The following is a 12,920-nucleotide window of genomic DNA, read 5'->3' as shown; positions in this document are numbered from 1 at the left end:
GACGGCCCGTCGCGATCGCGTGATCGCGGCGGGCCGTCGTCGGCGCGGCGCCCGGGGGCGCGTCGGTTCAGTCGCGCGTGAGCTTGCGATGCGTCACGCGGTGCGGGCGGGCGGCCTCGGGGCCGAGCCGATCGACCTTGTTGGCCTCGTAGGACTCGAAGTTGCCCTCGTACCAGTACCAGTTGGCCGGGTCCTCCGCGGTGCCCTCGTAGGCCAGCATGTGGGTGGCCACGCGGTCCAGGAACCAGCGGTCGTGGGAGACGACCACCGCGCAGCCCGGGAACTCGAGCAGCGCGTTCTCGAGGGAGGTCAGGGTCTCCACGTCGAGGTCGTTGGTGGGCTCGTCGAGGAGCAGCAGGTTGCCGCCCTCCTTGAGGGTCAGGGCCAGGTTCAGGCGGTTGCGCTCACCGCCGGAGAGCACGCCGGCCTTCTTCTGCTGGTCCGGGCCCTTGAATCCGAACGCGGACACGTAGGCGCGCGAGGGCATCTCGACGTTGCCGACCTTGATGTAGTCCAGGCCGTCCGAGACGACCTCCCACAGCGACTTCTCGGGGTCGATGTTGGAGCGGGACTGATCCACGTACGAGATCTTCACGGTCTCGCCGATCTTCAGCTCGCCGCCGTCCAGGGGCTCGAGGCCGACGATGGTCTTGAACAGGGTGGTCTTGCCGACGCCGTTCGGGCCGATCACGCCGACGATGCCGTTGCGGGGCAGGGAGAAGGACAGGCCGTCGATGAGGACGCGGTCCCCGAAGCCCTTCTTCAGATCCTTGGCCTCGATCACGACGGTGCCCAGGCGCGGGCCCGGCGGGATCTGGATCTCCTCGAAGTCCAGCTTGCGGGTTTTCTCGGCCTCGGCCGCCATCTCCTCGTAGCGGGCCAGGCGGGCCTTGGACTTCGCCTGACGGCCCTTCGTGTTGGAGCGGACCCAGTCGAGCTCCTCGGCCAGGCGCTTGGCGAGCTTGGCGTCCTTCTTGCCCTGCACCTCGAGGCGGGCACGCTTGGTCTCCAGGTAGGTGGAGTAGTTGCCCTCGTACGGGTAGAGGCGGCCGCGGTCGACCTCCGCGATCCACTCCGCGACGTGGTCGAGGAAGTACCGGTCGTGGGTGACGGCGATGACGGCGCCCGGGTAGGAGGCCAGGTGCTGCTCGAGCCACAGCACGGACTCGGCGTCCAGGTGGTTGGTGGGCTCGTCGAGCAGGAGCAGGTCGGGCTTCTCCAGCAGCAGCTTGCACAGTGCGACGCGCCGCTTCTCGCCGCCGGAGAGGTTCGTGACCGGCTCGTCCCCCGGGGGCGTGCGCAGGGCGTCCATCGCCTGCTCGAGCTGGGAGTCGATGTCCCACGCGTCCGCGGCGTCGATGGCGGACTGCAGCTCGCCCATCTCCTCCATGAGGGCGTCGAAGTCCGCGTCCGGGTTCGCCATCTCCTCGGAGATCTGGTTGTAGCGCTGGATCTTGCCGTAGATCTCGCCGACGCCCTCCTGGACGTTCTCGAGCACCGTCTTGGACTCGTCCAGCTTGGGCTCCTGCATCAGGATGCCCACCGAGTAGCCGGGAGAGAGCCGCGCCTCGCCGTTCGAGGGCTCGTCCAGCCCGGCCATGATCTTCAGGATCGTCGACTTGCCGGCGCCGTTGGGGCCGACCATGCCGATCTTCGCCCCGGGGTAGAACGACATGGTGACGTCGTCCAGGATCAGTTTGTCGCCCACCTTCTTGCGGGCCTTGACCATCGTGTAGATGAATTCCGCCATGCGGCCCAGGCTAGTCGGTGGCCGCGGGATTCCACTCATCGTGCCGATCCCGCGACCACCGAGCCCGCTCCCCCTCCGTGCTCCGTGCCGCCCCGTGGTCAGGCGACGCCGGCCGCCGCCGGCTCGCGCCCGGGGGCGCCCGCGTCCGACTCGTCCGGGCCGGGCGAGGCCGGGGCGTCGCCACCCTGGAACCCGTCCGGCAGGCCCGCGCTGAACCCGTCGCCGACCGCGCCGGCCCGCCCGCCCGACGCGTCGTCGTCGCGCGGGGCCGACTCGGGGCGCGGCACGGCCGCGCGCTGGCTGCGCTGGAACGCCGCCGAGCCGAAGCCCAGGTCCAGCCCGACGGCGTCCGCCACCACGTCCACGGACGTGCCGGAGCGCTCGCCCGAGGACCAGTCGCGGACCCGGAGTCGACCGGTGACGATCACGGGGTTGCCCTTCTTCACGGACTGGGCGGTGTTCGAGCCGAGCTGGCCGAACGCCGAGATGCTGTACCAGTTGGTGTGGGCGTCCACCCACTCGGCGGTCTCGCGGTCGAAGCGCCGCTCGGTGGTGGCCAGGCGGAAGCCGGTCACGGCGGCCCCCGATGCGGTGTGGCGGGTGGCGGGGTCCGTGGCCACGAAGCCGCGCACGGTGATGAGGTCCTGCATGGTGTGCCTCCTGGGCTGGGCCCCGGTGGGCGCCGGGGCGAGTCGTCGGCGCATCGGCTGATCCGCCATGGCCAGACAACCCCACCGCGGGGCACCCCGGCAGGATCGGGGCCGGTCTGGGGACGCGCGGAGGTCCCCGGGCGACTGTGCAGGAGCCGACGGCGCCGCGGCCGGCGGCCGTTAGACTGACACGGCCCAGCCCCAGTAGCTCAGCTGGACAGAGCAGCGGCCTTCTAATCCGCCGGTCGGGGGTTCGAATCCCTCCTGGGGCACCCAGACCAGGGGCGGAGCCGTCCGAGCACGCCCGACGACCGCCCGAAGGAGACCGTCCTGGACCGTCTGCGCTCCTGGCTCCGCGCCCCGCGACCCGCCGTCCCCGAGGTCCGTGTGACCCGTCGCGAGGGCGTCCAGCTGGCCGCCCTGCTCGTCGCGGCCGCGGCCCTGTACGTGACGCACTCCTTCCTCCGGTACGCCACCTACGAGGCCAAGGGCTACGACCTGGGCATCTTCGACCAGGTGGTGCGGCAGTACGCGCTGTTCAACGCCCCCCTCAGCTCCGTCAAGGGCGTGGACTTCCACATCCTCGGCGACCACTTCCACCCGATCCTCGCGCTGCTGGCGCCCTTCTACTGGGTATGGCCGGACCCCCGCATGCTCGGCGTGGTCATGGCGCTGGCCCTCGCCGCGTCCGCCGTGCCGGTGTACCTGTTCGCCCGTCGTCGCGCGGGACACGGGGTGGCCCTGGCCGCCGTCGCCGCCCTGCTGCTCTCCTGGCCCTTCCAGGCGATGGTGAACTGGGACTTCCACGAGGTCACCCTCGGCGTGCCGATCCTCGCCTGGCTCGTGTGGGCCCTGGACGGGCAGCGGGCGTGGCTCGCCACCGGCCTGGCGGCGCTGCTGCTCACGGTCCGAGAGGACATGGGCGTGACCCTGCTGGCCGTGGCCCTGGTGATGGCGATCCGTCGCTTCTGGCCGCAGGCCGCGGTCACCGCCGTGCTGGGCGTGCTCGGCTACTGGTTCGCCACGTCCGTGGTGATCCCCCACTACTCCCCCACCGGCGCGTTCGGCTACTGGCAGTTCACCGCCCTGGGCCCGGACATGCGCAGTTCGGTCCTGTTCCTGCTGACCCAGCCGTGGAACGCCGTCGCGGTGCTGTTCGACCACCCGCTGAAGGTGGCCCTCTGGCTCCTGCACTTCGTCCCGCTGCTGTTCCTGCCGGTCCTGAGCCCGCTCACGCTGATGGCCCTGCCGATCCTGCTCTCGCGGCTGTTCAACGACCGCCTCAACGTGTGGGCCCCCGTGTACCAGTACGACGCGATCCTCGCCCCGCTGCTGCTCATGGCCGCGCTCGAGGCGGCCCACCGGCTGGCCGGACGCCGGGACACGCTGCGCCGGCTGCCCGCCGTCCTCGTCTCCGCGGCACTGGCCGCCGGTCTGATCGGCACCGCGTTCTTCCCGCAGGTGTACCCGCTGCACCGCACGATCGCCGGCGACATGACGATGACGCAGCACGCCCGCGACCTCGACCACGCGGTCGGGCTGATCCCGGACGGGGTGTGCGTCGAGGCCGCCGACAACGCCGTGCCGCACCTGACGGCCCGCACCCACGTCGGGCTGCACGGGGACATCGGCGACGAGCTGGCCACGTGGATGATCGTGGACACCTCGGTGCCCGAGCTCGGCGGCTGGGACCCCCTCACCCCGGAGCAGGCGCTGGCCCGCGCCGAGCGGCTCGGCTTCGAGCGGGTCTGGTCCGCGGGCGACGTCGTCGTCCTGCACCACCCGGACCGCGCGGTCTCGCCCACCTGCACGACGTACCTCGAGCACCGCTGAGCGGAACCCCACGGCGCCGGCGGACCCGCTCCGCCGTCAGCGGCCCGCGGACTCGCCGAGTGGCTGCAGGCCGAGTCCGGCCGGGGGCAGGAGCAGTCGGTCACGGGCACCGGTGAAGACGCCGGCGTGCGGGTCCTCGGCCACCCCCGGGGCGATCTCGGGGGCCCCCTGGTCGAGTGCGGTGCGGCGCACCGGGTCGCGGACGGGGTCCAGGATGTCCTTGACCACCGTGGTCATGAGCCACACGAGGGCGACGATGTGCGCCACGATCCCCGAGGCATACCAGGCGGTGATCCACCAGGCGCCGCCGGCGAACGCCCCGTCGGAGGTGATGCGCGCCGACTCCATCCACACCCCGCCCCAGTGGTAGACCTCCACGGCCTGCCAGATCCAGAACGCGCGCCACCGCGGCGTCGCGAGGACCACGAGCGGGATCAGCCACATCACGAACTGCGGCGAGTACACCTTCCCCCACAGGATGAAGGACGCCACGATCAGGAAGCACAGCTGGGCCATGCGCGGACGGTGCCGCGCCGCGAGGGCGAGGTAGGCGATCCCCACGCAGCACACCAGGAACAGGCCGTTCTGAAGCGTCGTGAACGTCTCCCCGGACCATCCTGTCCAGGCCAGCGCCAGCCAGGTCGAGGAGAAGGAGACCGCGCGGTCCCCCGAGAACGTGTAGAAGCGCGACCACTGGTCGAACGCCGTCAGCATGAACGGGAGGTTCACCGCGAGCCAGGCCGCGGCCCCGGCCAGGGCCGCCTTCACGAACCCGGCCCAGCGGCCCGTGCGCAGCGCCAGCACGAAGATCGCGCCGAAGAAGAACAGCGGGTAGAGCTTCGTGGCGGTGCCGAGCCCGATGAGCAGGCCGGCGAGGGTCGGACGGCCCGCCGTCCACGCCCACAGGGCCAGGGCGGCCAGCATCACGGCCCACAGGTCCCAGTTGAGCATCGAGGTCAGGATGATCCCCGGGGCCAGGGCCACGAGCAGGGCGTCCCGGGAGCGACCGCGCGCGGTGTACGCGGTCGCGACGACCAGCACGATCCAGCACAGCACCACGCCGATCGCGTTCACGTCGAAGTAGGTCACGGTGCGCTCGTGCAGGTCGCCGGAGGCGGGCACGAGCCACATGGTCACACCCGCGACCACGGCCAGCAACGCCGGGTACTCCATCCACTGCTCGGGTGGCAGCGGCGTGGAGAAGGGGAAGTGGCCGTCGGAGAGGCCACGCGTGGGGAACAGCTGGGCGAAGTCCGAATAGCACATGTGCGCGTGCACGCCGGGGGCCGCCCAGCCGTTCACGCGGCACCACTGCTTGGTCAGCACGCCGACGGCGGCGGCCACCACGGTCAGGCCGACGAGCAGGCCGACCCAGCGGCCGCTCGGACGGGACGGGGCGGGACTGCGGGGGTGGGAGGTCACGGTCTCTCCTGGGGGATGCGGGTGGACGAGGAGGCGGGGTGCGCGGCGGTCGACGGCGGCCCGTCGGGCGGCGCGTCCGGCGGCACGCCCGCCTCCGGAGGCGTCGGCGACGCCGCCGCGGCCCGCGGCTCGACCACCTCCAGGGGAGGACGCCGCCGCCCGGGGAACAGGGGCGCGGTGACGGGATCGCGGTGGATGATCCATCCGATCCCCGCGAGCATCAGGACCAGGGTGAACACGCGGACGGCCAGGACCGGCAGCCACTGCGCCACGGAGAGCTGGTCCACCACGCCGACGCCGGTGAGCAACAGGACCGCGAGCGCGGTGACCCACCCGAGCCAGCGGGGATGGTCGGCGCCCCACGGCAGCGGGCGGAGGGCGCACGCCAGCAGCGGCAGGACCCAGAGCAGGTACCACGGCTGGACGATCGGGGCGGTGGCGACGGCCACCACGAGCACGGCCGCCGCGCTGAACACCGGGTCCAGGGGCCGGCGGCGCAGGGCCAGCCAGGCCGTGAAGCCGAGGGCCGACACCGTCATCGCGGTGTAGAAGGCCGCGGCCACGTCGCGCGCCCCCAGGGGCGTCACGGCTTCGACGACCGCGCCGAGCAGCAGGCCGAGCAGGCCCACGGGGGCATACGGGAACGCCGCGTCCCCGCTCGTGAGCATGGCCGGGACCCAGCCGAACCAGAGGCCGGAGCCGGCGCCGAGGATCGTGAGGACGGCCAGGGAGATCACCGCCGTCGTGAACCACGGGCCGAGCCGGTCCCGCCGGCGCAGGCGCGGATCGGCCGCGCGGAACCGGGCCCAGCCGGTGGGCAGGAGCAGGGCCACGAAGGGCAGCACCAAAGCTGTCAGGGGCTTGATCGCAACGGACAGGGCGATCAGCACGATCCCCCACAGCGCATGCACGCGGCGGCGGGGCGGGCGGACCATGAGCAGGATGCCCGCGAGCATCAGCCCCGACATCAGCGCGTCGTTGTGGGCGCCGGCGATCATGTAGAGCAGGAACAGTGGGTTCGCCACGGCCACCCACGTGGCCCACACCCCGCATCGGCCCGCGACGGCGGCCAGCCGCGGCACCGCCCACAGGCACAGCGCCAGGCCCGCGAGCGCCAGGAGCCGGAACGCCGTGACGGAGAGCTCGATGTTGCCGCCCGTGGCCCGCCACGTCGTCTCGGCGAACAGCAGGAACAGCGGCCCGTAGGGGGACGGGGACTCGGCCCAGATGGAGTCCGCTCCCTGCATGAACCAGCCGGGCAGGGCGGACACGCCCTGGGAATACGGGTCGAGACCCGACGCGAGGAGCCGGCCCTGCTGGAGGTAGGAGAACACATCGCGGGAGAAGATCGGCAGCGCGAGCATCAGCGGGGCGGACCACCACCAGGCGGCCCGGGCCACCAGGCGGCCGTGCTCCTCCCAGCGGCCCCGCAGCGCGCGCCCCAGCTCGAGCCAGGATCGGACGAGGAGCAGCGAGCCGGCGGCCAGCAGCACGGTGCTGAGCAGCACGCCGGGAAGGTAGACCCGCAGCGGGTTGAGCAGGGTGGTGCCGGAGAACACCGAGTCGGGCGTCATCGGCAGCCACCCCACGCCCCAGGAGCCCACCGTGATGAGCACGGACGCCCACGTGCCCCGGCGGACGGCCGCCTCCGGCTCGGGCTGCGCCGCCACGCGGCTCGGACGGGGCCCTCGGGCGCCGGTCGTCGCGGGGGCGGCGGGCCTCACTCCCCCGGCTCCACGGGTCGAGGGGCGCCACGAAGCCGGGCCAGGCCGGCGCGCACGGCGGGGCGCACGTGCCAGTGGTCCTTCACGAACCGGCTGGTGCGGCGGTCCACGACGAGGATCCACAGCAGACACACGGCGGAGACGATCAGGGACACGGCCTTGACCTGGTCCGCGATGTCCAGGAACTGCCAGGTGAAGAGCTGGTCCGACGCGCCGAACGCCAGGAAGTAGCCGACCGTGAACACGACCCACTTGATCTGCCAGTTGTCCCGGATGCCGATCACGGCGAAGAACGGGAGCAGCCACAACAGGTACCAGGGCTGGATGATGGGCGAGAGGATCACCAGCGCGGTGAACGCCCAGGTCATGCGCGTCATCACGCGGTCCTGGCGGCCGAGGAACATCAGGGCCAGCACGATGAGCACCGAGAGCACGCGTCCGGCGGTCTTGTACACCCCCTCGACGGCCTGCACGTCCGCCCCCTGCCCGAGGAGCTCGCTCGCCCCCACCGTGATGAGGGACAGCATGCCGATCGGCCCCCACGGCACGGTGCCCGTGCCCGTGCCGACCATCACGGCCACCCAGCCGAAGCCGAAGCCGTTGAGCACGCCCACCAGGGCCATGAGGCCGAAGGAGATCCCGGCGGTGAGGGCCCAGAAGGCGAACCGGCGCGGCCATCGGGCCGTCGGGCCGGCCCACAGCAGGCCGATGAACGGGAGCAGCACGAGGGTGATGGGCTTGATGCCCAGGGACAGGGTGACCAGCACGACGCCGGCCACCCCCCACGCGACGGACTGCCCGGGTCGCTGGGGGCGGAGCGGATGTCCGGCGCGCAGCGCGCACCACGTGCCGGCCAGGGCGAGGCCGACCATGAGGGCGTCGTTGTGCCCGGACGCGACGAAGCTGATGGTGAAGAGCGGGTTGGCGGCGCTGATCCACTGCGCCCACGCATCGTTGACGCCCAGCCGGCGGGCGAGCAGCGGCACGAAGACCATGATCAGCGCGACGCCGGCCACCGCCACCAGGCGGAACAGGAAGATCGCCAGGTCCGGGTTCATGTCCCCCGAGATCGCGACGACGGCCTGCTCGATCCACAGGAAGATCGGACCGTACGGGGTCTCGGAGTCCGCCCAGGTCGCGTCCGCTCCGAGCTGGAACCAGTTGGACAGCGAGGAGATCGTGTCCACGTAGGGGTCCTGCCCCGCCACCATGAGACGGCCCTGCCCCACGTAGGCGAAGATGTCCCGGCTGAAGATCGGCAGTGCCACGACCTGGGGCAGGCACCACAGGACGGTGGCGAGGTTGACCGTGCGCAAAGCGCCGCGGCCGAAGGGGCGGATCGTCTGGCCCAGCCGCAGCCAGGCCCAGAACATCACCCAGCAGCCGAGGGTGAGGAGCACCGTGCCGGCCAGCACGCCGGTCTCCTGGGTGCGCCACGGGATCAGCCACTGCCAGCGGTTGATCGGGGAGGCCGAGGCCAGCCAGCCGACGGAGTACGAGCCCACCACCAGGAGGAGGGAGCCGAGGGTCCCCACCAGGATGGGCCACCAGTCCGCGCCGGCGACCTGGGGGTCCGCGCGGAGGCCGCCGACGCCGACGTACTCCGGCCGGTGGGCCGTGGACCCGGACGGACGCGGGGTCGACACGCTCATGCGACGGGTCCTTCCGTGCGGTCCTGCGTGGGCGCGCGAGGGCGCGGCTCGCTCGAATCTACCATCGTGACACGCGAGTAGCCTGGGGGCATGAGCGAGACGAGCACCCCCGCGCCGGAGAGCGCCCCCCTGGTCTGGATCGACTGCGAGATGACCGGCCTGCACCCCCAGGTCGACGAGCTCGTCGAGGTGGCGGTGCTCATCACGGACGCCGAGCTGAACATCCTGGACGAGGGCATCGACCTGGTGATCCGTCCCTCCGCGGCCGCCCTCGAGCAGATGGACCCGTTCGTCCGGGACATGCACACCACCTCGGGCCTCCTGCCGGAGCTCGCGGAGGGCCTCGAGCTCGACGACGCCGCCGCGCGCGTCCTCGAGTACATCGCCGCCCGCGTGCCCGCCGGCAAGGGCCTGCTGGCCGGCAACACGGTGGGCCAGGACAAGCTGTTCCTCGCCCGCTACATGCCCGCCGTCGTCGACCACCTGCACTACCGGATCGTGGACGTGTCCACCGTGAAGGAGCTGGCCCGGCGCTGGTACCCGCGCGCCTACTACCAGGCCCCCGCCAAGACCGGCGGCCACCGCGCCCTCGGGGACATCAAGGACTCCATCACCGAGCTGCGCTACTACCGGGCCGCCGTCATGGCCCCCGCCCCCGGCCCCACCACGGAGGAGGCCCGCGCCATCGCGGAGGTGGTGTCCGGGGCGCAGGCCTGAGCAGGCACTCCCGGCCCCACTGCCCCGATTCGGCGCTGCGCGGGATCTCGTGTACTGTGGACCCCGCTGCGCCGCGCGGATCCGTCCGTGTGAAGCAGACATGGTGGGCGTAGCTCAGTCGGCAGAGCGTCTGGTTGTGGTCCAGAAGGTCGCGGGTTCAATCCCCGTCGCTCACCCCACTCGAAGCCCCCGGAATCCTTACTGGTTCCGGGGGCTTCTTCGTGTGCTCCCCGAGCGGGCCGCGCTCCCCCTGCGCCCGCAGCTGCGGGATCGTGGTGCCAGCCGAGTCCCGCGTGGCCGCGGCGAGCGAGTCGGCCGCCGGACCGGTGAGGCCGGCGTCGTCCAGGGCCGCGGGCAGCGTGGCGGCGAGGGCGATGGACAGGGTGGCCCCGGCGAACGCGGTGCCCAGCGCTGAGCCGATCTGCCGGACCGTGCTCTGCGTCGCGGCGCCCTGACCCGAGATCTGCACGGGGATGTCCTGGAGCACCATGTCCGTCAGCTGCGCCGAGGCCAGGCCGAGCCCGAGGCCGTACACGACGAGGGGCACGGCGACGAGCCAACCCGAGGTGTCCGGGCCCAGGAGCAGGGCGAGCGCCACGACCCCGGCCACCTCCAGGCCCAGCCCGATCAGCACGGTGCCCGGGGCGCCGAACCGGGCCGCCAGGTGACGGGCCGCGGCGTCCGAGAGGAACGCGCCTGCGGCCATCGCGGCCAGGACCAGGCCCGCCCCCATCACGTCCAGGCCGAGCGGCGCACCTTCTCGCGGTGTCGCTCCAACCCTTCGAACAGCGCGAGGGCGAGCGCCGCGACCGCGAGCGCGACGGGGACGACGCCGCCGGGCATCAACCGCTCGACGGATCCCCGGTCCGCTGCCGGGCGTAGAGTCGGCCGGTGAGGGCGTCGACCCGACGCCGCACCCCCGCCGACGAGGAGGCCAGCCCATGTCCGTCGTGAAGATCAACGCCATCAGCGTCCCCGAGGGCGCCGGCCCGGAACTCGAGAAGCGGTTCGCCGCCCGCAAGCACGCGGTGGACCAGGAGCCGGGCTTCGAGGGCTTCCAGCTGCTCCGGCCCACCGCGGGCGAGGACCGCTACTTCGTGGTCACGACGTGGGCGTCGGAGGAGGACTTCCAGCGCTGGCGGGACGGGCGCATGCCCGCCGCTCACGCCGCCGAGCAGGGCGGCCGCCCGGCGCCGGTCGCCACGGGCGCCGACCTGCTCGAGTTCGAGGTCGTGGACCTGGGCTGACCCGGGCGCCGCAGCAGGCGCATCGCGTTCACGATGACCAGCAGCACGGACGCCTCGTGCACGAGCATGCCGACGGCCATCGTGACGCCGCCGGCGAAGACGCCGGCCAGCAGGGCCACGACGGTCACGAGGGAGATCGCGATGTTCTGCCGCATCACCCGCACCGTGCGCCGGGCCAGATCGAGCGCCTGCGGCAGCCGCTCGAGCCGGTCGCCCATCAGGGCGATGTCCGCGGTCTCGATGGCCACACCGGAGCCGGCCGCGCCCATGGCCACGCCGATGTCCGCCGTCGCCAGGGCCGGGGCGTCGTTGACGCCGTCACCGACCATCGCGACGACGCGGCCCTCGGCCTGCAGGGCCTCGATCGCCTCGAGCTTGTCCTGAGGCAGCAGGCCCGCCCGTACGTCGTCGACGCCCACCTGCCGGGCCACGGCCTGCGCGACGCCGGGCTGGTCGCCGGTCAGCATCACGACCTCGCGGACGCCGATCCCGTGCAGCGCCCGGATCATGCCCGCGGCCTCGGACCGGAGGGTGTCTGCGATGGCGAGGACGCCGAGCGGGATGCCGTCGACGACGACCGCCACCGGGGTCCGGCCCGCCTCCGCGAGCTCGGCCGCGACGGTCTCGACCCGGTCGGTCGCGGCCGGATCCACGCCGCGCTCGCGCAGCAGCGCCACGTTGCCCACGGCGACGACACGGCCGTCCACCTCTCCGGTGAGCCCGCGGCCGAGGACGACGTCCACATCGGTGGCCAGCGGGCCGTCCAGCAGGCCGCGGTCCCGGCCCGCCGCGACGACCGGCGCGGCCAACGGGTGGTCCGAGGCCGCCTCGAGCCGTGCGGCCCAGCGCAGCACCTCGTCCTCGGCCCCGGGCTCGAACGCGACGACGTCTGTCAGCTCGGGGGTGCCCGAGGTGAGTGTGCCGGTCTTGTCGACGGCGACGGCGTCGACCTTCGCGGAGCGCTCGAGGAACTCCCCTCCCTTGATGAGCACGCCGTCCTTGGCGCCGCGGCCGATCCCCGCCACGATCGCGACCGGGATGGAGATCACGAGGGCGCCCGGGCAGCCGATGACCAGCAGGGTCAGGGCCAGGGGGACGTCCCGCGTGATCAGACCGGTCGCGAAGGCCAGCACCATGATCGCCGGGGTGTACCAGCGGGAGAAGCGGTCCATGAACCGCTGGGTCCGAGCGCGGGCCTCCTGCGCCGCCTCGACGCGGTGGATGATGCGCGCCAGCGTGGTGTCGGCGCCCACGCCCCGCGCCTCCACCTGCAGCAGGCCTGCCGTGGCCACGGTGCCCGCGTACACGGCGTCGCCGTCGGTCTTCTCCGCCGGGATGGACTCGCCCGTGATGGATGCCTCGTCCACGGCGCCGACCCCGGTGAGCACCACGCCGTCCACCGGCACCCGGGCGCCGGCCTTGACGAGGACGGTCGCGCCGGGGGCCACCTCGTGGGCGGGCACGGTGCGCTGCGTCCCGTCTGCGTCGACGACGACGGCGGTCTCGGGCGCCGTGGACACGAGGTCCGCGAGCGCCGAGCGAGTCTGAGACAGGGTCGCGTCCTCGAGGCCGTGGCCGAGGGCGAAGAGGAAGGTCACGGCGGCGGCCTCCCAGAAATTGCCGAGCAGGGACGCGCCGATCGCGGCGGTGGCGACGAGCAGGTCGATGCCGACGGTCTTCACCCGCAGGGCGGCGATCGCGTCGCGCGCGATCGGCAGGCCGGCCACGACAGCGGCGGCGAGCATCAGGCCCGCCGCCACGAGGTGTCCGGTCCCGTGGGCCAGCTGCTCGGGCGCCAGCACGAGTGAGACGGCGATCAGCAGGCCGGCCGCCACGGGACGCCGCCAGCGGCGGGACAACGTGAGCCGGGCACGGGTGCGGCCCGGACGTGTGACGGCGAGGGTGGGCATGCCGGGCTCCGTTCG

Annotated in this window: 10 protein-coding genes and 2 tRNA genes; 5 read left to right on the top strand and 7 right to left on the bottom strand. The window is 72.8% G+C overall.

Annotation, left to right across the window (positions count from 1 at the left end; all coding sequences use genetic code 11):
- Positions 1 to 67: 67 nt before the first annotated feature.
- Both ettA and ACFI33_RS09445 read right to left on the bottom strand, forming a co-directional pair.
- Positions 68 to 1,750 (bottom strand): energy-dependent translational throttle protein EttA, encoded by a 1,683-nt coding sequence (ettA, locus tag ACFI33_RS09450; RefSeq protein WP_036316848.1) that lies wholly within the window; start codon positions 1,748 to 1,750, stop codon positions 68 to 70.
- Between the two features lie 98 nt (positions 1,751 to 1,848).
- Positions 1,849 to 2,400 (bottom strand): single-stranded DNA-binding protein, encoded by a 552-nt coding sequence (locus ACFI33_RS09445; RefSeq protein ID WP_036381125.1) that lies wholly within the window; start codon positions 2,398 to 2,400, stop codon positions 1,849 to 1,851.
- 198 nt (positions 2,401 to 2,598) lie between these two features.
- Between ACFI33_RS09445 and ACFI33_RS09440 the strand changes: the two genes are divergently transcribed.
- Both ACFI33_RS09440 and ACFI33_RS09435 read left to right on the top strand, forming a co-directional pair.
- Positions 2,599 to 2,672 (top strand) — tRNA-Arg (locus ACFI33_RS09440).
- A gap of 115 nt (positions 2,673 to 2,787) precedes the next feature.
- Entirely contained in the window at positions 2,788 to 4,233 is a 1,446-nt protein-coding gene (locus ACFI33_RS09435; protein ID WP_061867776.1) for a DUF2079 domain-containing protein, read from the top strand.
- 36 nt (positions 4,234 to 4,269) lie between these two features.
- On the opposite strand, the gene ACFI33_RS09430 is transcribed toward ACFI33_RS09435, so the two are convergent.
- From ACFI33_RS09430 to mptB (ACFI33_RS09420), 3 genes are read right to left on the bottom strand one after another with little or no spacing between them, the layout of a single operon-like run.
- Positions 4,270 to 5,655 (bottom strand): glycosyltransferase family 87 protein, encoded by a 1,386-nt coding sequence (locus ACFI33_RS09430; RefSeq protein WP_462623968.1) that lies wholly within the window; start codon positions 5,653 to 5,655, stop codon positions 4,270 to 4,272.
- On the bottom strand, positions 5,652 to 7,325 hold the full coding sequence (gene mptB, locus ACFI33_RS09425; RefSeq protein WP_223247532.1) for a polyprenol phosphomannose-dependent alpha 1,6 mannosyltransferase MptB: 1,674 nt from the start codon (positions 7,323 to 7,325) through the stop codon (positions 5,652 to 5,654). The genes ACFI33_RS09430 and mptB (ACFI33_RS09425) overlap by 4 nt, the downstream gene beginning before the upstream one ends.
- A 50-nt stretch (positions 7,326 to 7,375) precedes the next feature.
- Positions 7,376 to 9,031, bottom strand: a complete 1,656-nt coding sequence (gene mptB, locus ACFI33_RS09420) for a polyprenol phosphomannose-dependent alpha 1,6 mannosyltransferase MptB (protein ID WP_069941173.1) — start codon at positions 9,029 to 9,031, stop codon at positions 7,376 to 7,378.
- A gap of 90 nt (positions 9,032 to 9,121) precedes the next feature.
- Between mptB (ACFI33_RS09420) and orn the strand changes: the two genes are divergently transcribed.
- Both orn and ACFI33_RS09410 read left to right on the top strand, forming a co-directional pair.
- Entirely contained in the window at positions 9,122 to 9,748 is a 627-nt protein-coding gene (orn, locus tag ACFI33_RS09415; protein ID WP_002857127.1) for an oligoribonuclease, read from the top strand.
- A gap of 103 nt (positions 9,749 to 9,851) precedes the next feature.
- Positions 9,852 to 9,927: transfer RNA gene (locus ACFI33_RS09410), tRNA-His, on the top strand.
- Here ACFI33_RS09410 and ACFI33_RS09405 read toward each other — a convergent pair.
- On the bottom strand, positions 9,906 to 10,481 hold the full coding sequence (locus tag ACFI33_RS09405) for an MFS transporter (protein ID WP_369814512.1): 576 nt from the start codon (positions 10,479 to 10,481) through the stop codon (positions 9,906 to 9,908). The genes ACFI33_RS09410 and ACFI33_RS09405 overlap by 22 nt on opposite strands.
- Before the next feature lie 208 nt (positions 10,482 to 10,689).
- Between ACFI33_RS09405 and ACFI33_RS09400 the strand changes: the two genes are divergently transcribed.
- Positions 10,690 to 10,995, top strand: coding sequence for an antibiotic biosynthesis monooxygenase family protein (locus ACFI33_RS09400; RefSeq protein WP_010078879.1), 306 nt, complete (start codon positions 10,690 to 10,692; stop codon positions 10,993 to 10,995).
- Here the strand turns inward: ACFI33_RS09400 and ACFI33_RS09395 are convergent.
- Positions 10,911 to 12,905, bottom strand: a complete 1,995-nt coding sequence (locus tag ACFI33_RS09395; RefSeq protein WP_228070473.1) for a heavy metal translocating P-type ATPase — start codon at positions 12,903 to 12,905, stop codon at positions 10,911 to 10,913. The genes ACFI33_RS09400 and ACFI33_RS09395 overlap by 85 nt on opposite strands.
- Positions 12,906 to 12,920 lie beyond the last annotated feature (15 nt).

The organism is Micrococcus sp. PSi08 (genome assembly GCF_054960655.1).
Note: the sequence above shows the minus strand (reverse complement) of the source record. Positions and strands in the feature narration are given on the sequence as shown.

Bases quoted from the DNA above. Each gene is read 5' to 3' on its own strand.
- ettA (WP_036316848.1), bottom strand. From the start codon at position 1,750: ATGGCGGAATTCATCTACACGATGGTCAAGGCCCGCAAGAAGGTGGGC.
- ACFI33_RS09445 (WP_036381125.1), bottom strand. From the start codon at position 2,400: ATGCAGGACCTCATCACCGTGCGCGGCTTCGTGGCCACGGACCCCGCC.
- mptB (WP_069941173.1), bottom strand. From the start codon at position 9,031: ATGAGCGTGTCGACCCCGCGTCCGTCCGGGTCCACGGCCCACCGGCCG.
- orn (WP_002857127.1), top strand. From the start codon at position 9,122: ATGAGCGAGACGAGCACCCCCGCGCCGGAGAGCGCCCCCCTGGTCTGG.
- ACFI33_RS09405 (WP_369814512.1), bottom strand. From the start codon at position 10,481: ATGGGGGCGGGCCTGGTCCTGGCCGCGATGGCCGCAGGCGCGTTCCTC.
- ACFI33_RS09400 (WP_010078879.1), top strand. From the start codon at position 10,690: ATGTCCGTCGTGAAGATCAACGCCATCAGCGTCCCCGAGGGCGCCGGC.
- ACFI33_RS09395 (WP_228070473.1), bottom strand. From the start codon at position 12,905: ATGCCCACCCTCGCCGTCACACGTCCGGGCCGCACCCGTGCCCGGCTC.